The following is a 22,508-nucleotide window of genomic DNA, read 5'->3' as shown; positions in this document are numbered from 1 at the left end:
CACCAATGAGAAAACTCGTCTCCGTCCTGCTCGCGGCGGTCACCGCGGCCGGACTGGCCTCCGCGCCTGCCGTGGCGCAAAGCCCCGGCGTCGCCGAAACCACCAACCTGTCCCGGTTCGATCCCGCCGCCTTCGCCAACCCGCCGAAGGACAGCCGGCCGAGCGTCTACTGGTACTGGAACAACACGATCACGCCGGAGATCACCGACCGGCAGATGGCCGAGATGCGGGACAAGGGCATCTACGAGGCCGTCGTGTTCCCCTACGGCGGCGCGTCGATGCAGCCGGCCTTCCTCACCGAGGAGTGGTTCACGCTCATCGAGCACGTCCTGCGCGAGGCGCAGCGCACGGGCATGAAGATGTGGCTGTTCAACGACAACAACTTCCCGAGCGGGCGCGGCGGTCTGAAGGTCGCCGAGGAGCACCCCGAGCTGCGGCTCAAGGGGCTGCTGCGGTCCAGCCGCATCGTGACCGGTCCGGCGACGCTCACCCTCGCCGAGACCACCGGGCTGTCCGTGGACGGCGGCAAGCTCGTCGTGGACCCGGCGACCAAGCCCGGCGGCGCGGCTCTGACCCCGGGCAGTGGCTGGACCGACTACACGGTGACCGGCAAGGTCACGCTCACCACCGGCGGGACGCAGCTGATGGTGCGCAGCGACGGCACGAACGGCTACCTCGTCGACGTGGACGTCAAGGGCAACACCAGCGTGTGGCGGGTCGACGGGGCCCAGCGCACCCGGTTGACCACCGGCATCCCGACGCCCGGGTTCTCCGCGACCCGCGCGCAGACGATCACGGTGACGGTCTCCGGCAACACGATCACGCCGAAGATCAACAACACCGTGCAGCCCGCGGCGACCGACTCGACGTACGCGAAGGGCTCGGTCGCGGTCTCGGCCGAGGGCACCCAGCGGTCGCAGTGGGACACGCTGTCGGTGACCGCGGCGGACGGCACCGCGTTGTGGTCGTCGAACTTCGACAACGCGACTGTGCTCGCGGACTTCCCGGCGGCGCGCGTGAACCTGGCGGGCATCACCGCGGCGGCGGCGCGCCCGGCGGGCACGGCGGACTTCCGGAGCGCCGTCGAGCTGGACCCGGCGAAGGGCACGTGGTCGGTCCCGGCGGGGCAGTGGCAGGTGGACGTGTACTCGCAGGCGCTGCTGCGCGACGACTCCAGCGGTTACGTGCGCGGGTACCTGGACCTGCTCGACCCGGCGGCCACGGACGCGTTCATGGACACCGTGCCGGGTGAGTACGTGCGGCGCTTCCCGTGGGCGATGGGCACCGTGGTGCCCGGGTTCTGGGACGACGAGCCGTTCATCGCCTCGGCGCAGCCGCACCCGTTCAAGCGGCTGCCGGCCTCGCCGGGGCTGGCTCAGGCGATCGTCGCCGCGGGTGGCACCCCGGGCGTGGCGTACCTGGGCGCCGCGGACGGCCTGGATCCCACCGCCGACCCGGCCGCCGGCTACTACTGGCGCGCGGTGAACAACCTGTTCGCCACGAATTACTACCAGCGCGAGGCCGAGTGGATGGCCCGCCACGGTCTCCAGTTGCTGACCAACCCGCTGCTGGACGAGGAGGGCCCGCAGCAGCGCATGCACTCCACCGGTGACCTGAGCAAGGACAACCAGTGGGCGCAGGTGCCGGGCAGCGACATGATCACCGGCGACTACACGCTCGGCGAGCAGACCATGCTGGGCCGCAACGCGGCGTCCGCCGCGCACCAGAGCGGCGCGCCGCGCGTGGCGATGGAGACGTTCGGCAACTCGGGCTGGCAGGTCGCGCCGGAGTTCATGCACGCGACCACCGGTGCGCTCGCCGCGCGCGGCGTGAACCTGACGTTCCTGCACGCCATGTGGACCGACGAGAACTCGGTCAACTTCCCGCCGCCGTTCGGGCCGCGCAGCACGTTCTGGTCGGACATGCCCGCCGTCGACGAGTGGATCGGCCGGGTGATGGAGCTGGGCCGGGGCGAGAACCTGGCGCGGACCGTGCTCGTGCAGCCGCAGCGGGCGGCCGAGCAGACCCGGGTGGCCGACGCGGAGCACACGTTGGACGGACAGTTCGCGGACGCCGCGTACGCGCTGGAGCGGGGCCAGGTCGATTTCGATCTGGTGAGTGACTCGTCGTTGTCCGGCGATCCGGTGGCGCGGTTCCAGGCCGTGGCGCGCGCCGGTGAGCTCCACGTCGGCCAAGCCGCCTACCAGCTCGTGGTGCTGCCGCGGACGCCGGTGCTGGACCTGGAGACGGTGCGGACGCTGGCCCGGTTCGTGCAGGTCGGCGGGCACGTGGCGGCGGTGGGCCCGCTGCCGGCACGGGAGGCGCGCGGCCGGGACGCCGAGCTGGCGGGCGAGCTGCGCGGCCTGTTCGGCGACGCTGGTGCCGCGTGGCAGCGGCGTGGTGCCGGTTCCGTCGCGGTGGTCGGCGACGCCGAGGCCCTGCCCGGGCTGGCCCGGGCGTATGCGGCGGCCCAGTTGGAGCCGGCGGCTTCCAGCGTGCGGGTGTCGCGGACCGCGCGCGGCCAGGACGTCGCATATCTGCTCAACAACGAGAGCGACCAGGCGGTGACGACGACCGCGACGTTCCCCAGCGGCGGTGTCCCGGAGATCTGGGACCCGCGCACCGGCTCGACCCGCACCGCGACGGCGTACCGCGCCGAACAGGACGGCGTGGCGGTCCCGGTGCGGTTGCAGCCGTACGAGACGCTCGCGGTGGTCTTCCGCCACGGCGTCCGGGAGGACGCGCACCTGACCGACAGCACACTGCCGGCCGACGCGGTCACTGTGGACGGACAGTCGCTGCGGGCCACGGTGGTCGCCGACGCGCCGGGTGAGTACCGGCTGTCCGGCGCGGCGAACGGCCGGAGCTACGGCGGCGTGGCGACGGTGACGGACAGGCTGACCACGATCCCGCTGGCCGGGCCGTGGAAGGTGCGCCTGGAGAAGCCGGGCGCGGTGGAGGCGCAGCGCCCACTCGGTTCGTGGACGAGCTTCGACCCGACGTTCTCCGGGAGCGCCGTCTACACCACGACGGTGTCGCTGACGGCTCAGGATCTGGCCGGCCGCCGGTTGCTCCTGGACCTCGGCGAGGTGCACGACCTGGCCACGGTGACCGTGAACGGTGCGGCGCTGCCCACGGCGTTGTGGCGGCCGTACACAGTGGACGCGACGGCTCTGCTGAAGCCCGGCGAGAACACGATCGCGGTGCGGGTGACCAACACGCTGGCCAACTCGCGCAACAAGATCCTCCCGTCGGGCCTGGTGGGCCCCGTGGTGCTGCGGCCGCCGGCCGTGGTCACCGCGCGGCTGGACCTGGGCCGCTGAGCCCCCGGTGCTGCCCCCGGACCACGCCGGGGGCAGCACCCGCTTTACTCCCCATCCCCTGACCTTCCCCGGAGTCCCCTCATGACCAGACTCACCCGGCGCACCTTCCTCGGCGCGAGCGCCGCCCTCGGGCTGGCCGCCGCATTGCCTTCGGTGCCGCCCGCGCTGGCCGCGCCCGGCAAGCCGTTCGCGCAGCGGTTCGCCGCCCCGGGCACCGACACCGCCGCCAAGTTCCGCTGGTGGTGGCCGCACGGGCTGGTCGACCTGGGCGAGATCGCCCGCGAGGTCGACCAGATCGCCGACGCCGGGTTCGGCGGCGTCGAGATCCAGGACGTGCACCACAGCGTCCGCGCCGACCTCGACCCGGCCGGCCACGGCTGGGGCACCCCGGCGTGGCTCGCCGCCGTGGAGACCGCCCTGCGCCGCGCCAAGGACCGCAAGCTGCGCGTCGACCTGGCGCTCGGGCCGTGCTGGCCGACCGCGGTGCCCACCATCACGCCGGACGACACCGCCGCGTGCAAGGAACTCGCCCACGGCGTGACCTACGTCCAGGGCGGCACCGTCTACTCCGGACCGCCACCCGCCGCCGTCGAGCCGCCCGAGGAGGGCGTGCACGAGCAGGACCTCGTCGCCGTGCAGGTCGCCAAGGTCATCGGCTCCACGACGGCCGCGACCGTCACCCTCGACCCGGCGACCGTCCGCACGCTCGGCCCCGGCGAGACCTGGACCGCGCCCGAGGGCACCTGGGCGATCATCGCCTACTGGCTGCGGGGCTCCGCGCAGCAGCCGGAAGCCGGCCCGCACACCGAGCCGCCGGCCTACGTCGTCGACCACTTCAGCCGCGCCGGCGCGCAGGCCGTGATCGACGAGTGGAACACCACGATCCTCACCCCGGCGATCCGCCGTCTGCTGCGCGAGACCGGCGGCGACCTGTTCGAGGACTCGCTGGAGCTCGAAACCGAGGCCACGCCGTGGACACCGGACCACCTCGCCGAGTTCCGCCGCCGCGCCGGCTACGACCTGCTGCCGTACCTGCCGGTCATCGTGCAGCGCAAGGAAAAGTACCCGTTCACCTTCGACAGCGAGACCACCAACCACGTCCGCGACGACCACAACCAGGTCCTGTCCGACCTCTACCACGAAAACCACCTGCTCCCGCTCCGCGACTTCGCCCACAGCCTCGGCATGACGCTGCGCGTGCAGCCCTACGGCCTGCCCACCGACGCGATCCGCAGCGCCGCGCTGCTCGACGTGCCGGAGAGCGAGTCGCTGGGGTTCAAGAACCTCGACGACTACCGCGTGCTCGCCTCCGGCCGCGACATGGGCGGACGGCAGCTGCTGTCCTGCGAGTCCGCCGCCTACGCCAACGGCGCCTACAGCACCACGTGGGACAAGGTGCTGCAGACGATGGGCAGCGTCTTCGCGGGCGGCGTGAACCAGGCTGTTCTGCACGGGTTCTCCTACGCGTCGGCGCCCGGCGCGGCGTGGCCGGGCTTCGCGGCGTTCTCGCCCTACAACGGCACCGGCATCGGCTATGCCGAAGCGTGGGGCCCGCGCCAGCCGACGTGGGGTCACGTCCCGGACATCGCCGGCTGGTTCGCCCGCACGCAGCTCGTGCTGCGCGCCGGTGTCCAGAAGACCGACCTCGCGTTCTTCCGGCAGAAGGGCTGGACCTCCACCGGCATCGGCGCGCCGTGGGCGACCAACGACGGCATCCCGATCGGCTGGACGCACGGCTTCCTGAGCGAACCGATGCTCGACCTGCCCAGCGCGGTCGTGCGCGACGGCCGCCTCGCCCCGGACGGCCCGGCCTACAAGGCGCTGATCCTCGACGGCGACATCTTCCGCAACAAGGAACACACCCTGTCCGTGTCCGCCGCGCGGCGGCTGGTCGAGCTCGCGCGCGCCGGGCTGCCGATCGTGGTGGTCGGCAGCTGGGCCGACGTGCACTCGACCGGCATCGCCCAGCCCGGCGAGAACGACCAGCTCCGCACGCTGCTCGCCCAGCTCGTCGCCCTGCCGCGGGTCCGGGTCGCCGCCGACGCCAACGGCATCCCGGGCGCGCTCGCCGACCTCGGCGTGACCCGCGACGTCGAATACGCCCGCTCGACGATCATGACCGTGCACCGGGTCGAGGACGGCGTCGACTACTACTACCTCGCCAACGCCCGGCACGCCGAGAACCGCCGCATCACCGCGGTGGACCAGGACGTCTGGCTCACCTCCCGCGACCGCTCCGCCGAGCCGTACCTGCTCGACGCGTGGACCGGCCGGGTCGAGCGGATCGGCACCTACGAGCGCGCCGGCGACAAGGTGCGGGTGCGGGTCGCCCTCAACCCGGGACAGTCGATGCTGATCGGGTTCGGTCCGGGCGACCGCAGCCCGCACGCCACCGCCTCGGACGCGGACGTCCGGTTCGACGACGGCAAGCTGGTGCTGCGCGCCACCGCGGCCGGCACCTACTCGACCACGTTGTCCACCGGCCGCGTCGTGCGGACCACTGTGGACGCCGTGCCCGCGCCGGTGCCGCTCACCGCGTGGGACCTCGAGGTGGAGGACTGGCAGCCCGGCCCGACCCCGGCCGAGACGGTGAAGACGAACCACCGGCTCAGCCTGACCGAGCTCACCGCCTGGTCGGCGATCCCCGGGTTGCAGGACGTCTCCGGCATCGGCCGCTACCGCACCACGGTGGACCTGGGCGCGTGGCGTCCCGGTCTCGGCGCCTACCTCGAACTCGGCGAGGTGTTCGACACCTACCGCGTCACGGTCAACGGCCGCGCCCTGCCGCCCGCCGACGTGCTCGACCCGGTGGTCGACGTCGGGCCGTGGCTGCGCCCGGGCCGCAACACGCTCGAAGTCGAGGTCGCCACCACGCTGCTGAACCGGCTGCGCGTGAGCAACCCCGCCGTCTTCGGCATCGCCACCCGGCAGGCCTACGGCCTGGTCGGACCCGCCCGCCTCGTGCCCTACCGCCAGGAGGAGATCCGATGACCGGCCTGACCCGCCGGGGCGTGTTCGGGCTGGCCGCGGCTGCGGGGCTGGTGGCAGCGCTGCCCGCCACGGCGGCCGCCGAACCGGCGCGGCCGCTCGAGCTGGGCCGTGTCCGGCTGCTGGACTCGCGCTACCGGCAGAACATCGAGCGGACCGTCGCCTACCTGCGGTTCGTCGACGCCGACCGGCTGCTGCACATGTTCCGGGTCACGGCGGGCCTGCCCAGCACGGCCGAGCCGTGCGGCGGATGGGAGGCGCCGAACATCCAGCTGCGCGGCCACACCACCGGGCACCTGCTGTCCGGTCTGGCCCTCGCGGCGGCGAACACGGGCGACACCGAACTGGCCGGCAAGGGCGCGCGGATCGTCGCCGCACTCGCCGAATGCCAGGCCGCCGCGCCCGCGGCCGGGTTCACCCCGGGCTACCTCTCGGCGTTCCCCGAGCAGGCCTTCACCGATCAGGAAGCCGGCAAGACCGTGTGGGCGCCCTACTACACGATCCACAAGATCATGGCCGGCCTGCTCGACCAGTACCGGCTGCTCGGCAACCGCCAGGCGCTCGACGTGCTGCTCGGCATGGCGCGGTGGGTCCGCACCCGGATGGCGAACCTGTCTCGCGAAGCGCAGCAGAAGGTGCTGCACACCGAATTCGGCGGCATGAACGAGACCCTGGCGAGCCTCGCCCTGGTCACCGGCGACCGGCAGCACCTGGCGACCGCGAAGCTGTTCGACCACGACGAGATCTTCGTGCCGCTGTCCCGGCGGCAGGACACCCTCGCCGGGCGGCACGCGAACACCGACATCGCCAAGATCGTCGGCGCCGCGGTCGAATGGGAGGCCACCGGCGAGGAGTACTACCGCACGATCGCCACCTACTTCTGGGACCAGGTCGTGCACCACCACACCTACGTTATCGGCGGCAACGCCAACGCCGAGTTCTTCGGCCCGCCGGACCAGATCGTCAGCCAGCTCGGCGAGAACACCTGCGAGAACTGCAACAGCTACAACATGCTCAAGCTGAGCTGGCTGCTGTTCCTGCGGGACCCGTCGCGCACCGACTACCTGGACTACGCGGAGTGGACGCTGCTCAACCAGATGCTGGGGGAGCAGGATCCGGATTCCGCGCACGGGTTCGTCACCTACTACACCGGCCTCGTCCCGGGCGCGCGGCGCAAGGGCAAGGAGGGCGTGGTGTCCGACCCGGGCACCTACTCCAGCGACTACGGCAACTTCACCTGCGACCACGGCACCGGCCTGGAGACGCACGTGAAGTACGCCGAGAACATCTACTACGCCGCCGACGACGGCCTGTGGGTCACCCAGTTCATCCCGTCCGAAGTGGACTACGGCGGCGTCCGCATCCGGCTGGAGACCGAGTACCCCTACGGCGAGACCGTGCGGCTGCGGTTGTCCGGAGCTGGCGAGTTCACACTACGGGTGCGCATCCCGTCCTGGGCCGAGCACGCGAAGCTGTTCGTCAACGGCGAAGCGGTGCGCGCCGAGCCGGGCCGGTTCGCCGTGGTGCGGCGGCGGTGGCGCGACGGGGATGTGGTGGAGCTGCGGTTGCCGATGAGCGCGCAGTGGCGGCCGGCGCCGGACAACCCGGCCGTGCACGCGCTCACCTACGGACCTCTGGTGCTCGCCGCCCGGCACGGCGGGACGGTGCCCGCGGTGATCCCGACGATCGACCCGCGGTCGCTGCGGCGTGAGCCGGGGCGGGCGGAGTTCAGCGTGCGGGCCGGTGACCAGCGGCTGCGGCTGAGCCCGTTCCTGGACGTGCACCACGAGAACTACAGCGTGTACTTCGCGCTGCCGCCGTCGCGCCCCGCGCCGAAGACGATCGCGGTGTTCCGGTTGCAGGACACGCGGGAGGCCACCGGCCGGTGGCCGGACGCGCAGCTGGCCGGTGGCGCGGTGTTCGGCGAGCGAGGCGTGGAGCTGAACGGCGCGGGTGCGCACGTGGCGCTGCCGTCCGGGCTGCTGGCGAACCTCACCGAGGCGACGATCGCGATGTGGGTGCGCGTGGATGTGGTCGTGAACTCCACGCGCGTGTTCGACCTGGGGTTCAACGCCCAGTCGTACGCGTTCCTGACCCCGCGGACGGGCCTGGGACGGGCCCGCTTCGCGATGAAGCTGGCCGGCATGGAGGGCGAGGATTTCGCCGACGCCGCGGTGCCCTTGACGGCCGGGGTGTGGACCCACGTGGCGGTGACACTGGGCGAGCGGATCCGGCTGTACTTCGACGGCACCCTGACCGGCGAGAACCCCGCGCCGCGGATGAGCCCGCTGTTGCTGGGCGCGACGCAGCTCAACTACCTGGGCCGCTCGCAGAACGTGAAGCACCCCTACCTCGACGGCGCGGTGGCGGACTTCCGGGTGTACGGCCGCGAGCTGACGGCGGCCGAAATCCAGGAGGTGATGACCGGGCGCTGACGCCCGGGCCCTTCGTGGACGGGGAGCGGAGTCCGGCGCGATCGGCGTGGCCGCGGCCCATCGTGACGATGCGCCGCGGCCACGTCACCGCTCGCCGCGGCAGGTCCGCGCGGCCGCTGCCAGTGCGATCAGATCAGGTACAGCCACCACTTCTGGCTGGCCGGGCTGCCTGAGTGCGGTCCGGTGCAGTCGTACCGGTACGCCTTACCCGACGCCACGTACTGGAACCCCGCGGTCCGGCAAGCCGATTCCGTGGAGTACTTGGCGTACGGATCCTGCGCGGACGCCGTGCCCGCGCCGGCCAGCACCATGCCAACCGCGGCCGAGGTGACCACTGCCGTCGTCAAAGCTCGCTTCACTGATGTTCCCTCCCAGTCGACGTGGATGATCATCTTGCCACGCGGGTGTGCGGCAGGTCGATCCGTCGAGGAAACCGCGCCGAAACGGCCCCAGTTGAGACCGCTGATGCCGAGATAGCGAATGCTCGAGTCTTCCTGGTGCTTCCAGCAATTGCGACGGAACCCGGGTTGAAACCATTCCTCGCCGGTCGTTGCTCCACGCAGCAGCGTGTCGGGCACGAGGTCCTTGACACACCGTCGGCTGAAGAAGTTGGACGTCGAACACGAACGCCACATATGCCCATCCGGTCCAGGTCGATACGTAGGTGAAGCCGGCGACCCACGCCCGGTTCGAGGCTCGGCGCTGAAGCCCGGGTTGAGCTGGTCGGGGGCTCGAGTGGTGCCCTTGGCGCGGATCGTGATGCGTTGTTCGCCGTTGAAACCGAGTCCTTCCGCCGCCTGCCGCCCTGGGCGCCCCGCGGGGTGTTCTCCAGATACGCGTCGGCGATGTTGCGGTCTGAGAGTGGCCGGCGGCGGGCTCTGCGGTAGGTCCGGGACGTGATCTGGATTCCGTGCTCGGTGAGCGCTCGGCAGATGGTGACCATCATCCTCACGCAAGGAAGCGGTCCCCAACCCGTGACGGTTCAACCCGCCCATCTAGTCGTGCTTGCGGTGACCCGGCTTGGGCGGTCCGGCTGGGAGGTCCTGACGGATCGACGTTCCGGGTGAAAATCTCTGATGTTTTCCGGGTGCTCTGCGAAGCGGCGGGCAGGAGCGCCTAAGATGGTCGGCATGGTGTCCGGCGCCCGGGTTCCCCAGTATCAGCAGCTTGCCGACACGCTGCGCAGCCAGATCATGAGCGGCGACCTGGCGGCAGGGGAGCGCCTGCCGCCGGAACCGGAGCTGATGGCGCGCTACGGCGTGTCCCGCAGCACTTGGCGCGAGGCGCTACGCACGCTCGCCGCGGAGAAGCTCGTTATCGCCACACGGGGCGTCACCGGCGGCACGTTCGTTGTCGAGCCGTCCACCGACGACATCGAGGCCTACTTGCGCAACTCGCTCGTGATGCTGGCCCGCAGCCAGTTGAGCGCCGAACAGATCCTCGAGGCCCGCCGCTTCCTGGAGATCCCGGCCTGCGGGATCGCGGCGGAGCGTCGTTCCGACGAGCACATCGCCGCGCTGCGGCAGTCTATCGTGGACCTTGACGCTACTGTGGATGATGCGACGTGGAGTCCCAACAACGAGTTCCACAACACGCTTCTTGATGCGACGGCGAATCCGCTGCTGCGGGCTCTGCTGTCGCCGATCAGCGCGGCGTTGCACAGGAACATCGAACGCGATCATGCCGGCGTTGGATTCCGGGACCAGGTGTCTCGAGAGCACAAGGAAATCCTCGAGGCCGTCGAGGCCCGGGACGCGGCGGGGGCCGAGGAAGCCATGCGCCGCCACCTGGACAGTCTCCACCCGGTGTACGTCAAGCTCGGCCGGCGCGGCAAGAAGCAGACACCGCGCTGATGTGGGGCCGCGGGATTCCGCCCGCGACCCCACACCGGTCACTGGATCACGCCGCGCTCGCGGAGTGCGCAGATCCTGGACGGGCTGATGCCCAGCTCCGTGAGCACCTCGCCGGAATGCTCACCGACCAGCGGCGGCCCCAGCCGGTTCACCGAGTCCAGACCGGAGATTTGCGGTGCGAAGTCGAACGTCTTGACCGGGCCGACCGCGCTGTCGACGTCCTTGACGAAACCGCGGTGCGCGATCCGCGGATGCGAGAGGCCCTCGGAGAACTCGTTCACCGCCCCCGCCGGGATCCCGACCTCGTGGAACCGCTCCGTCCAGTGCTTCAGCGGGCGGGCCAGGATGGCGTTCCGCACGATCGGGTCGAGCTTCACCTTGTTCTCGATGCGCGCGCGGTTGGACGAGTACAGCGGGTCGTCGACCAGTTCGAGGTGCTCGATCGCGGTGCAGAACTTCAGCCACTGTTCGCGGCTGCCCGCGCCGGCGGCGACGATGACTTGCCGCTCGTCGGCGCAGTCGTACGCGCCGTAGGGGAACATCGTGTGGTGGTTGAGCCCGACCCGCCCTGGCTCGGTTCCGCCGTACCACCACATATACGGGAAGTATCCCGTCCACGTCATCACCGCGTCGAACAGTGCCAGGTCGATCTGCTGGCCGTCGCCGGTGCGCTCCCGGTGGTACAACGACTCCAGGATCGCGGTCAGCGCGTACATCGAACCGGCGATGTCGCACAGCGAAACGGAGATCTTGGCCGGCTGCTCGGGCGTGCCGTTGGTGCTGATCAGTCCGGTTTCTCCCTGGATGATCAAATCGAGGGCCGAGCGGTCGCGATACGGGCCGTCCTGGCCGAATCCGGAGATACGGCACACGATCAGACGCGGGTTGTCGCGCCGGAGTTGATCGAAGTCGATGCCGAAGGATTCCATGGTGCCGGGCACGAAGTTCTCGATCAGCACATCCGCCCCGGCGACCAGCTCGAGGAAGATCTCGAGCCCCTCCGGGGATTTGAGATCGAGGGCGAGGCTTCGTTTGCCGGGGTTGACCCAGGCGTGCCCGGACGCCATCCCGTTGACGATGTCATCCCACAGCCGGACGGGGTCGCCGTTTCCCGGGCGCTCGACCTTGATCACGTCGGCGCCCATCTGCGCCAGCAGCCGGGTCGCCATAGGCCCGGCCACGCCCTGCGTCGTGTCGATGACCCGGATTCCGTCAAGCGCTGATGGCATCCAGCTCACCCCCGGCCGCGTTCCCGTCCGCCTCTGCCCAGTGCGAGCGCTTCTTCAGCATGACCGTCCGCAGGCCCGTCGCGACCTCCGTGCCGTCGGCTTTCCGGCCCGTGAAGCGGTACGTCATGAGCCCGGCGTCTTCGCGAGTGGATTCGCGCACGTCCACGACCTCGCTGGAAGCGTAGAGCGTGTCCTCTCGGTACACCGGGTTGGTGAGGCGGATCTCGGTCATCCCGACGTCCGCGATCGCGTTCTCGCTCATGTCCTCCGTCGTCAAGCCGATGATGATCGCCAGGTTCACCGCTCCCATGACGAGCCGCTCTTCGAAGACGCCATCCATGAGGCCACTCAGGAAGTCGAGGTTGAAGTGTGCCTGCGCGGTGTTGAGGGTTTGGTGTGTGATCGCGAGGTTGTCCTCGTTGCTCACGGTGCGGCCGCGGGCGTGCTCGTACCGGGTGCCGACAGCGAAGTCTTCCCAGTAGTTGTCGTGACTGGTGCAGGCCATGATCAGCGTGTGCTCCGTCCCACGATCGAGCGCGCGATGATTTCGCGCTGGATGTCGCTGGTCCCTTCGCCGATGGGCAGCAGCCCGCTGTCGCGCCAGTACCGGTTCACCGGCGCGTCGATGGCGTACCCGTTGCCACCGTGGATGTACAGCGCGTCCCAGCAGACCTTGTGCGCCATGTCCGCCGCGAACAGTTTGGCCATTCCGGCCTCCAGATCGGCGCGCGCGCCGGAGTCGAGCTTCTCGGCGGCTTGCGTCGCCAGCGCCCGCGCCGCTTCGATCTGCGTCCGCATGTCGGCGAGCCGGAACCGGACGGCCTGGAACTCCTTGAGCGGCTTGTCGAACTGAACCCGCTCCTCGGCGTGGCGAACGGCGGCTTCGTAGGCGGCCTGTGCGAGCCCCACACAGCGGAAGGCGAACCCTGTCCGGGCGATTTCGTAGCCCGCCATGAGTTGGGCGAAGGCGTGGCCTTCTTCGCCGCCGACGAGGTTGTCCGCCGGGACGTCGAGATTGTCGAAGTAGAGCTGGAACGACTTCATTCCCCGATAGCCGGCGGTCGCGAGATGGGTGCCGTCCAGCTTCGGGGGCAGGAACCCATCCCGCGGCTTGTCGACGAGCAGGAGGCTGAGGCCGCTGTGTTTGGACGTGTCTGAGGTGCGCACGTAAAGGAAGAGCACGTCAGCCACGTCGGCGTTCGTGCACCACTGCTTGGTGCCCTTGACGATATAGTGGTCCCCGTCCCGGCGTGCGGTCGTCTGGATGTTCGCTGCATCGGAGCCGGCATTGGGTTCCGTACCGGCGGACGCCGACTGTAGTTCACCGCTGGCGAGGCCCGGCGCGTACCGGCTTTTCTGGTCCTCGGTGCCATGGTGGGCGATGATGCTTCCGGTCACCACGTTGCGCTGGATGAGGCTGCCGACCGAAAGGCTGGCGCGGCACAGCTCCTCGGTGACGACCCCGAGAGCTCGTGCACCGAGCCCGAGTCCTCCGTACTCCTCGGGCGCCATGATCCCGAAGTAACCGATCTTGCCCATTTTCTCGTAGAGGTCGATGGGGATGCGCGCGTCCTCGAGATCGAGTTGCGCCGCGATCGGCGCGACCTCGCGATCGGCGAACTCACGCGTCGCCTCCCTCAGCTCGTCGTAGTCGATCTTGACGGCAGCAGCCATGTGGGCACCTGCTTCCTTGAGGTTTTCCAGGCTGTTCAACGGTTTCCCGTGCAGCTAAAACATCAGAGGTATTGACCGTAAGCAACGCGGGCGAGCCTCGGCAAGGGGCTTGACAAAAAACCTCTGATATTTAGAGTGGGGACCACTCCGACGGCGGCGACGCCCCGGCGCACGCCCCGAGACGACCCGATCGGGAGAGTCATGACCACTGTCGTTCGCACCCGCGGCCTGTCCTTCGAGGACTTCGAAGTGGGCCGGGAGTTCGTCCACCACTGGGGACGGACCTTCACCCTGGCCGAGAGCATCGCCTACAGCACCCGGATGATGCACCACAATCCGATGTACTTCGATGAGCCGTACGCGCGGCGCCTCGGCTACCGCACGATCCCGATCAACCAGTTCCTGGTCTACTCCACTGTGCTCGGGCTGTCCGTCGAGGACCTGTCCGAAGCCGGCGGGCCGTTCCTCGGCATCGAAGACCTGGTGTACGGGGCGGTGACCTACGCAGGCGACACCGTCCGCGCCCGCTCCGAAGTCCTGACGACGAAGGTGACCCGCTCACGGCCCGGCTGGGGCGTCGTGGAATGGCGTACCACGGGGTACAACCAGCGGGACGAGGTCGTCGTCGAGTACCGGCGCGCCAACCTTTCGAAGATGCGGGCAGCATGAGCGGCGGTGCGACCAGGCAGCTGAGCGAACTCGCCGCCGGCGTTACCGCCGGTGGCCCGCCTGCTGCGGTGATCGACCTGACGGGACTGTGCCTCGCGGACTTCCTGGCCGTCGCGACCCTGGGGGCCCGCCTCGAGTCGTCGGAGCCGGTGCTGCGCACGGTCCGCGCGCTGGGCGACGACGGCGGACCCTGCACCGTGATCGGCAGGCGCGGCACGGCGACTCCGGAACACGCCGCACTCCTGAACGGGATGTTCGCTCACAGCCTCGATTTCGACGACACCAACATCCCGGCGTGCTCGCACCCCGGCGCACCTGTCATTCCCGCGGTGCTGGCCGCCGCGGAGCACGCGGGCGCGGCCGGACCCGACGTGCTGAGCGGGCTGGTGGCCGGGCACGAGGTCTGCTGCCGGGTCGGCCGTGCGATCGGCGGGGGCGCGTACGACCGCGGATTCCACCCGACGGCGATCGCCGGCACGTTCGGCGCCGCGGCCGGGGCGGCGAGGGTGCTGGGCCTGGACGCCGCCACGACCGAATCCGCGCTTGGGCTGGCCGGGTCGATGGCGTCGGGGTCGATGCAGTATCTCTGCAACGGTGCGTGGAACAAGCGCCTGCATGCGGGTCTCGCCGCGCGGAACGGGTTGACCGCGGCGCTTCTGGCGGCGTCGGGGTTCCGTGGTTCTGCGGCCGCGATCGAAGGCGACGCCGGCGCTTTGATCAACTTCGGCACGGTACCGGATCCGGGCGCGCTGACCGCGGATCTGGGCAGGACCTGGTACTTGCTCGACACCGGGTTCAAACCCTATCCGTCGTGCCGCCTGACGCACGCCGCGACGGACATCTGCCTGGATCTGCATTCTGAGCTGGGCATGCGACGCGCCGATTCGGTCACGGTCGTGATCAGCCCGCGGGCGGACTCGATCGTGGGTGGGGATGCGCCGCACAAGGTGCGTCCGGCCAATGTCGTCGACGCGCAGTTCAGCGTCCGGTTCCAGTGCGCTGTGGCGCTGCTCGACGGGCAGGTGACGTGGGCGTCGTACGGGCGCCTGGACGATCCGGCTGTCCAGGCGCTCGCTGCGCGGATCATGGTCGCCGTCGATCCGGATCAGGGCCCGGCAGCCGCCACCGTCTGTCTCCAGACCGGCGACGGTGTCAGGCTGGAGCGCCACCGCGACCTGCCGCGCGGCGAGAGCGGCGATCCGGACAACCGCCGGGTCGTCGACGACAAGCTGATCCAGGCAGCCACCGCAGCCGGGTGGCCGGCCGAAACGCTCGGTCGCCTGCGCGATCTCTGCCAGTTGCCGCGAACGATGCCGGCCGCCCGGGCCTGGATCCCGTGGCTGGTTGCGGGAGGCGGTGATCGCCCATGACCGTCCGCCGCCGCAGTTACCTGGTCACCCCGGCGACGTCGACGAGGATGATCGGCAAGGCCGCCCACAGCGCCGCCGACGTCGTGGTTCTCGATCTCGAGGACGGCGTAAGCCCGGACCGCAAGGACGAGGCACGCCGCATCGCGGCCGAAGTGAGCCGCGATCCCGTCTGGTCGAACCGGCTGCTCGCCGTCCGGATCAACCAGCCTGGCACCGGTATGGCGCTGTCCGATCTGTCCGCCGTCCTGGGAAGCAGCGGAAGCCAGGTGGATCTCGTGGTCGTGCCGAAAGTGGTGGCCCCGCGTGACGTGTGGTGGGTCGACACCACGCTGACCGAACTCGATTCCCAGCTGGGCATCGAACACGGGGTGGGAATACAGGTGCTGGTCGAAGACGTCGCCGCGATCGAGCGGCTCACCGAGATCGCCCGCAGCAGTGACCGGATCGAGTCGCTCGTGTTCGGTCCTGGCGACTTCTCCGCGTCGATGGACGCCGATCTCGCGGTGGCGGGCAACGACCGACAGGACCTGTACCCGGGAGACGTGTGGCACTCGGTGCGCACGGCCATCTCCCTCGCTGCGCACACGGCAGGCGTCGCCGCCGTCGATGGTGCCTACGGTGACATCGGCAACCTCGACGGTTACCGGCGGGAGTGTGTCTGGTCGCGGACACTCGGGTTCACCGGAAAGTGGGCCATCCATCCCGCGCAGATCGAGATCGCCAATGATGTCTACGCACCGAGCCGAGAGGCGATCGCGGCCGCGGAACGGATGGTCGCGGCCTATGACGCGGCGGTCGCTGGTGGCGATGGGGCGGCCGCACATGACGGGCACCTCATCGACGCGGCGACCCTCCGGACGGCCCGTGCCGTCCTCGATACGGCTGCCGCGCTCGGACTGCGCGGCCGCCACCCCCAGGAGAAGCTCACCGAAAGCCGGCGACCATGACGCACCAGACCTACGCCGAGGAAATCGCGGCCTTCACCGCGGACCTGACGATCGACGATGTACCAGAGGAAGTGACGGAGCGTGCCCGCCTCCACGCGCTGGACGCTCTCGGCATCGCCCTGGCCTCGTCCACGACCGACTTCGGCACCGCGATTCACCAAGCGGCCCGGCAGCTCGGGACCGGCGACGATGCCGGGGTTGTCGGCTTCCCTACGCGTCTGCCCGCGGCATCGGCCGCACTGGCCAACGGCACGTTGATCCACGGCCTGGACTTCGACGACACGCACATCGGGGCCGTCCACCACGCGACCGCACCCGCGCTGGCCACGGCCCTGGCGGTGGCGGAGGAACACCGCTCGACCGGTCAGGAAGCGCTGCTCGCGTACGTGATCGGGCTGGAGATCGGCTGCCGCCTGGCCGGCGCGGTGCCCGGCGAGCTCCACGACCGCGGGTTTCATCCGACGGGCATCATGGGCACGTTCGCCGCCGTCGCCGTAGCAGCTCGCCTCCGCAAGCTCGACCCGGCCGCGGCGGTCCGCGCGCTCGGCCTCGCCGGCAGCCAGGCCGCCGGTATCCTGGAGATCAACGGGTCCTGGCTCAAGCGCTTGCATCCGGGGTGGGCGGCACACAGCGGGATCGTCGCGGCGACGATGGGCGCTGCCGGCTTCGCCGGCCCCGCCACCGTGCTCGAAGGCGCGCACGGCGTCTACCAAGCGCACGTGGGCCGCGTACCGGACCGGGCCGAAACCGGGCTCGACACGCTGGGGTCGCGGTGGGCGACCACCGAGATCGCGCTCAAGCCCTACCCGTGCTGCCATTTCACCCATGCGTTCATCGACGCGGCCCTGGCTGTGCGGGACGAACTACACCGACGCGGCGCGCGGGTGAGCGAGATCGCCTGCATCGAAGCCCCGACGAGTGAACGGCTCCTGCACCAGGTCACCGAGCCGCGAGAGAGCAAGATCGCGCCGCGCACGATCTACGACGCGCTCTTCAGTATCCAGTACGCGACCGCGCTCGCTCTCGTCACCGGCCGGGTCGACCTGGCCGCCTTCTACGACGAACGCTACGACGATCCCGAGGTGCTTTCGCTGGCGGCGAAGGTGACCTGCCCGGTGGACCGCCGCAGCGACTACCCGGCCCACTTTCCCGGCGAGGTGATCATCCGGCTTGGCGACGGCACCACCGTTGCGCGCCGGGTGCCGGCGAGCCGGGGGACCCCGGACAACCCGCTCACGACAGCCGAGGTGGTTGCGAAGTTCATGACCACGGCGGGGCGGGCGGTGCCGCAAGGCCAGGCGGACACGATCGCCGCCATCGTGCTCGCCCTGGACAAGGAGCCCGATCTGGGCAACCTCGTGAAGGCACTCACCCGCTCCTGAACCCTCCCCGGGGAGAGACAGATGGATGACAACGACGTCACCCACCACGTTCGCCGGGGTGGTGCGAACCGTGTTCGGCGAACGCTCCCGAGCATCCGGTGCACCGTCCCGAGCATTTCGCCATGCGGGAGCGCGGGGGAGCGCCGAGGTCGCCCGGCGCCCGAAGGCCACGTCCAAGATCGGCGCGCTCGTGGCCCGGCTGGCTGCCGTCGAGTCCCTGCAGGCGTCCGCGGGGCGGGGGAGGCCGAGTGTGCGCAGGCCTGGCGGCCCTGGGATGGAAACCTGTATCGAGACCTTCGGCCCGGCTTGTTGACACTGGTGACGCGAGCGAGGGGAGCGCCGGGCATGAACGCAGAGCAGGCCACCACCATGCAGCCGGACGTGTTCCGGCGCGGTCTGCGGCTGCTCGAAGTGCTGGCCGGGATGGAACAACCGGCGAGCCTGCACGCGATCGCGGACGCGGTGGGCTTGCCGAAGGCCAGCACCTACCGGGTGCTGCGCAGCTTGCAGAGCGACGGCTACATCGACCACAGCGGTCGTCGCGGCTATCGGATCGGCAGCCGTTCACTGGCCCTCGCGTCGCTGATCGGCCCGCGTCCTGCGTTGTTGCAACGTGCCCACCCCTTGCTCACGACGCTGGCCGCACAGGCCGGCCACACGACGACGCTGCACTTGCGCAGCGGGTCGCATCGGGTGCTGGTCCTCAGTGCCGCGCCAGCGGCGAACCCGCACCGGCGCGACTTCGACGCCGGCGAGCGCGCCCCGCTCACTTCCGGGTGCAGCGGGCGAGCGATCCTCGCCCACCTGCCAGGGAAAGAGGCCGCGACGGTCATCGCGGCGCACGTGCGGCGCAAGCGGTCCTGGCTGGAGCACGAGCTGGCGACCATCCGCGCCGTCGGGTACGCGATGTCGTTCAGCGACAACCACCCGCACCTCAATGGAATCGGTGCTGCCTTGCTCGACCCCGAGGACGGCTACCCGCTCGGGGCCGTCGCCATCGCCGGCCCGGAGGGGCAGTTGCCGGAGGCGGGATTGCGGCGACTGGCGGCACCGCTCACCGCGGCGGCCGCGAAACTAGGCCCGCTGCTGGCGGCGGCCACCGGGCCGCACGCGTGGATGCGCTTCGGTTCGCTCGATGTCACAATCCAGCACCTCATCAGAACACAGGTTGCGCGAGGCGAGACTTAGATTGCCGCAGCGAACCGGGTTCAGCACAGTGGCATCCATCACGCACGCATGCGCTGGCGTCCCTTTCTCCTACCGGCGTCAGCCCCGATCACGAAGAGCGGATCACATGACGATACCCGAACACCAGGCTACCAATCAGCGGAATTCCTATTCGGCACCGGCACGACTGAGTTCGTTGCCGGTCGTCACCCGGTCACAGAAACTGTGGTGTGCGGTACTCGGGGCGCTGTTCGCGTTCGACCTCGTCGACATCAACTCGTTCTCCTATGCCGCGCCGGCGATCAGCCAGGAATGGGGCCTGTCGCTCAAGGACGTCAGTGCCGTCACCTCAGTGACCTTCCTGGGGATGTTCGCCGGCGGTCTCGTCGGGGGCCGGGTGTCCGATCGCTTCGGGCGGAAGCGGACGATCATCGGGGCCGTACTGGCGTATTCGCTGTTCTCGCTCCTTACCACGCTGGCCACGACGCTCCCGGTGTTGCTCGCGCTGCGGTTCTTCACCGGATTCGGCGTCCAGGCAATGACCGGGGTGCTGATCGTGTACGTCGCGGAAATGTTCCCCAGGCGCTCGCGCGGGCGGTATCAGGCCGTGCTGCTGGGGGTGGGGCTCATCGGGGTCCCGATGGCCGCATGGTTCGCGCGCCTGACGATTCCCGCCGGCCCCGGGATGTGGCGCTGGGTGTTCGTCCTCGGCGCGGCTGGGGCCGTGGTCGGCATCGTCGGCATCCGGATCCTGCCGGAGTCCGTGCGATGGCAGAGCATGCACGGTGATCACCTCGGCGCCACGGCGACCGTCGCCCGGCTTGAAGCGGAAGCCACGAGCAAGGTCGGCGGCCGGTTGCCCACTCCCGTCGAGGAACCGGCCGTTCGCCCCGGCAGGGCAGCGGAACTCCTCCGCGGCCGCAACCGGCGCAACGCGATCGTCATGAGCGTCAGCACGATTCTGATCGTCATCGCGTTCTACGGCTACAACGCCTATGTCCCCACCCTGCTTGTGCACCAGGGATACAGCACGTCCCAGGCACTGAGCTTCACCTCCTACTTCTCGATCGCCGCGGTTCCCGGTGCGCTGCTCGCGTGGCCGGTGGTGGACCGGTGGGAACGCAAGGTGCTGCTCCCCGTGATGACGGTGATCGTCGGGGCGCTGGTGGTCGCGTTCGGGGCCGCCGGTCAGCCCGCGATCGTGCTCGTCACCGGATTCCTGGTGACGATGTTCCTGCAGACCCAGACCGTGTTCCTGTACGCGTACCTGCCGGAGATGTTCCCGACCCCGCTGCGCGGCCTGGGGACCGGCTTGGCCAACGGACTCGGCCGGATCGGTGTGTTCGTCGCAGGATTCGGCACTGCCGGCCTTGTCGCCGTGCTGGGCTTCGGCGGCTATTTCGCGGTGATCGCGGGCGTGCTGGTGCTGGGGGGTGCCACGATCGCTCTCTTCGGCATGCGCACAACCAACCGTCCCCTGCTCGAAGATCAGGCTGCTACCGGCGAGCAGCACAAGGACCAGGCATAGCAGCTGTTCCTCAGCGACGGAGGCGGCTTGCGGCCGGCCGTCAACCAGCGCCGCCACTCGCAGCACCGGGTCGCTTCCGGGCGGTGCGGGTGGCGGCGCCGCACAGCGAGCTCAGAACAACGGTCATCGAGGCGTTCCGTGTGCCGACCACGGTTCGTCTGCCTCGACGGATCGACGGGTGGCGGGTTCGGGTGCGGGCGAGGGTTCCGGATGATGTTGTCAAGCCCTCTCGAATAATTGACACAGCGAGATTCTTTCGCAGAGCGGCACAATGGGTCCTGCTGGACGACAACAACCGGAAGTCCATCGCGGCATCTTCGATGAGAACGAGGTCGAAACGCGGGCCCAGTCGGATCGGTCGAGGACATCTGCGAGCACGCGGATCACCTGCGTCGAACGGTCCTGCGGTATCTCGGCATACGTGATGACGTCCTGAGCCAATCTCGTTGCCGGACCCGGACATCGCGGCCTAGACTGGCGGACGTGATCACCGGAACGGCCTCGCGCCACGCACGGGAAGGCGATCCGGTGACGGTCTGATCGGCTCGCGTGGACCGCCGGGAAGCATCTGCTTCCGCGCTGTTCACCCAACCGATCGAAAGGACTTCGTTGACCGTCACCTTCAACCACACCATCATCGCCGCCAAGGACCGCCACGAGTCGGCCCGCTTCTTCCGCGAACTGCTGGAAGTCGCCGAGGCCCCGTCGTGGGGGCCGTTCGTCAACGTCATGCTCGACGGGGGCGTGCTGCTGCAGTTCGCCGAACCGCCGGTGGAGATCCAGATGCAGCACTACGCCTTCCTCGTCGACGACGAGCTGTTCGACCGCGCCTACGCGCGGCTCGTCGAGCGGGGGATCGAGCACTGGGCGGATCCGCAGACGACGCGGCCGGGGGAGATCAACCACGGGCACGGCGGGCGGGGCGTCTACTTCAAGGACCCCGCTGGGCACGCGATCGAGCTGATCACGCGCCCGTACCTGTAGTGGCCGGGACACCGATGGGGCGGGCGTGCCGGTCACGCCCGCCTTCTCGAGCGCAGCGGCAGCCGGCGGCCGCTCCGGTCAAGCGGTCAGCCGTGCCGCCAGTTCAGGCAGCGCGTGGCCCAGCGGCAGGTCCACCCGCACGCTCGCGTACTTGTCGCCGCGGGTGGGGCCTCTGTTGATGATCGCGACGGGCTTGCCGGCCTCGGCGGCGCGGCGTACGAACCGCAGGCCGGACATGACCGTCAGGGACGAGCCGAGCACCAGCAGCGCCGACGCCTGCTCCACCAGCCGGTAGCACCGGTCCACACGGGACGGTTCGACGTTCTCGCCGAAGAACACCACGTCCGGTTTGAGCACACCGGCGCAGGAACGGCACGGCACCACGCGGAAACCGCGCACCGCGGAGTCCGCCAAGTCCACGTCGCCGTCCGGGTTGATCCGCGTCGCCGTCGCCGTGAAGTCCGGGTTCGCCTCGCGCAGGCGGCGGTCCAGCTCCTCGCGCGGCGTCAGCGCACGGCAGGACAGGCACACCACCCGGTCCAGGCTGCCGTGCAGCTCGACCACGTCCGGTGTGCCGGCCGCCTGGTGCAGACCGTCCACGTTCTGCGTGATCACACCCCCGACCACGCCCGCGGCCCGCAGCGCCGCCACCGCGCGGTGGCCGTCGTTGGGCCGCGCCCGCGCGATCGTGCGCCAGCCGAGGTGGCTGCGCGCCCAGTACCGCTGCCGCGCGTGCTCGGCCGCGACGAACTCCTGGTACGTCATCGGCGTGTGCCGTCGCAGGCTGCCGGTCTCGCCGCGGTAGTCCGGGATCCCCGATTCGGTGGACAGCCCGGCGCCGCTCAGCACGACGACGCCGCCCCCCTCGGCGATGCGGACCACGTCGTCCAGGCTGGTCGTCCGGGGCAGCGGCTCGCCCGCCGGCGTCCAGCTCAGGGTCGGTCGCGTCCGCACCCCAC

The 22,508-nt window shown here is 70.0% G+C and carries 16 protein-coding genes; 11 read left to right on the top strand and 5 right to left on the bottom strand.

All coding sequences use genetic code 11. From position 1 onward, the window contains the following. Positions 1-5 precede the first annotated feature (5 nt). The 3 genes from IE290_RS12350 (at position 6) to IE290_RS12340 (ending at position 8,746) form a co-directional block, all read left to right on the top strand. Positions 6-3,323 carry a glycosyl hydrolase gene (locus IE290_RS12350; RefSeq protein ID WP_191244680.1) on the top strand — a complete coding sequence of 1,106 codons (3,318 nt, stop codon included), beginning with the start codon at positions 6-8 and terminating at the stop codon, positions 3,321-3,323. 81 nt (positions 3,324-3,404) lie between these two features. Next, the gene (locus IE290_RS12345) at positions 3,405-6,314 is read left to right on the top strand and encodes a glycosyl hydrolase (RefSeq protein ID WP_191244679.1); all 2,910 of its coding nucleotides are present in this window, start codon (positions 3,405-3,407) and stop codon (positions 6,312-6,314) included. After that, a complete protein-coding gene (locus IE290_RS12340; protein WP_191244678.1) occupies positions 6,311-8,746 on the top strand; it encodes a beta-L-arabinofuranosidase domain-containing protein in 2,436 nt (811 codons plus the stop codon). The genes IE290_RS12345 and IE290_RS12340 overlap by 4 nt, the downstream gene beginning before the upstream one ends. A 128-nt stretch (positions 8,747-8,874) precedes the next feature. On the opposite strand, the gene IE290_RS12335 is transcribed toward IE290_RS12340, so the two are convergent. Then, positions 8,875-9,324, bottom strand: a complete 450-nt coding sequence (locus tag IE290_RS12335; protein WP_191244677.1) for a hypothetical protein — start codon at positions 9,322-9,324, stop codon at positions 8,875-8,877. A 543-nt stretch (positions 9,325-9,867) separates the two neighbouring features. Between IE290_RS12335 and IE290_RS12330 the strand changes: the two genes are divergently transcribed. Continuing rightward, positions 9,868-10,599 (top strand): FadR/GntR family transcriptional regulator, encoded by a 732-nt coding sequence (locus tag IE290_RS12330; RefSeq protein ID WP_191244676.1) that lies wholly within the window; start codon positions 9,868-9,870, stop codon positions 10,597-10,599. 38 nt (positions 10,600-10,637) lie between these two features. Here the strand turns inward: IE290_RS12330 and IE290_RS12325 are convergent, their stop codons facing one another. Genes IE290_RS12325 through IE290_RS12315 form a run of 3 tightly spaced genes read right to left on the bottom strand, consistent with a single transcriptional unit; the run spans position 10,638 to position 13,502 of the window. Further along, complete coding sequence (locus tag IE290_RS12325) at positions 10,638-11,828, bottom strand: CaiB/BaiF CoA transferase family protein (protein ID WP_191244675.1); 1,191 nt, start codon at positions 11,826-11,828, stop codon at positions 10,638-10,640. Beyond that, the gene (locus IE290_RS12320; RefSeq protein WP_191244674.1) at positions 11,812-12,333 is read right to left on the bottom strand and encodes a MaoC family dehydratase; all 522 of its coding nucleotides are present in this window, start codon (positions 12,331-12,333) and stop codon (positions 11,812-11,814) included. The genes IE290_RS12325 and IE290_RS12320 overlap by 17 nt, the downstream gene beginning before the upstream one ends. Positions 12,334-12,335: 2 nt before the next feature. Beyond that, entirely contained in the window at positions 12,336-13,502 is a 1,167-nt protein-coding gene (locus IE290_RS12315) for an acyl-CoA dehydrogenase family protein (RefSeq protein ID WP_191244673.1), read from the bottom strand. A gap of 201 nt (positions 13,503-13,703) precedes the next feature. On the opposite strand from IE290_RS12315, the gene IE290_RS12310 reads away from it, so the two are divergent. The 7 genes from IE290_RS12310 (at position 13,704) to IE290_RS12280 (ending at position 21,549) form a co-directional block, all read left to right on the top strand. After that, positions 13,704-14,171 (top strand): MaoC family dehydratase, encoded by a 468-nt coding sequence (locus tag IE290_RS12310; protein WP_191244672.1) that lies wholly within the window; start codon positions 13,704-13,706, stop codon positions 14,169-14,171. Further along, positions 14,168-15,541 (top strand): MmgE/PrpD family protein, encoded by a 1,374-nt coding sequence (locus IE290_RS12305; RefSeq protein ID WP_191244671.1) that lies wholly within the window; start codon positions 14,168-14,170, stop codon positions 15,539-15,541. The genes IE290_RS12310 and IE290_RS12305 overlap by 4 nt, the downstream gene beginning before the upstream one ends. Continuing rightward, positions 15,538-16,488 (top strand): HpcH/HpaI aldolase/citrate lyase family protein, encoded by a 951-nt coding sequence (locus IE290_RS12300; RefSeq protein ID WP_191244670.1) that lies wholly within the window; start codon positions 15,538-15,540, stop codon positions 16,486-16,488. The genes IE290_RS12305 and IE290_RS12300 overlap by 4 nt, the downstream gene beginning before the upstream one ends. After that, entirely contained in the window at positions 16,485-17,870 is a 1,386-nt protein-coding gene (locus IE290_RS12295; protein ID WP_191244669.1) for an MmgE/PrpD family protein, read from the top strand. Before IE290_RS12300 ends, IE290_RS12295 begins: the two co-directional genes overlap by 4 nt. Before the next feature lie 345 nt (positions 17,871-18,215). Beyond that, a complete protein-coding gene (locus tag IE290_RS12290) occupies positions 18,216-19,058 on the top strand; it encodes an IclR family transcriptional regulator (RefSeq protein WP_229874431.1) in 843 nt (280 codons plus the stop codon). Between the two features lie 106 nt (positions 19,059-19,164). After that, positions 19,165-20,565 carry an MFS transporter gene (locus IE290_RS12285; RefSeq protein ID WP_191244668.1) on the top strand — a complete coding sequence of 467 codons (1,401 nt, stop codon included), beginning with the start codon at positions 19,165-19,167 and terminating at the stop codon, positions 20,563-20,565. Positions 20,566-21,174: 609 nt separating this feature from the next. After that, positions 21,175-21,549: a VOC family protein gene (locus IE290_RS12280; protein ID WP_191244667.1), complete on the top strand. Its 375-nt coding sequence runs from the start codon at positions 21,175-21,177 to the stop codon at positions 21,547-21,549. Between the two features lie 78 nt (positions 21,550-21,627). On the opposite strand, the gene IE290_RS12275 is transcribed toward IE290_RS12280, so the two are convergent. Further along, the gene (locus IE290_RS12275) at positions 21,628-22,503 is read right to left on the bottom strand and encodes an NAD-dependent protein deacetylase (protein ID WP_191244666.1); all 876 of its coding nucleotides are present in this window, start codon (positions 22,501-22,503) and stop codon (positions 21,628-21,630) included. Positions 22,504-22,508 lie beyond the last annotated feature (5 nt).

Source organism: Amycolatopsis deserti, assembly GCF_014653945.1.
In the GTDB taxonomy this organism is placed as follows: domain Bacteria; phylum Actinomycetota; class Actinomycetes; order Mycobacteriales; family Pseudonocardiaceae; genus Amycolatopsis_E; species Amycolatopsis_E deserti.
Note: the sequence above shows the minus strand (reverse complement) of the source record. Positions and strands in the feature narration are given on the sequence as shown.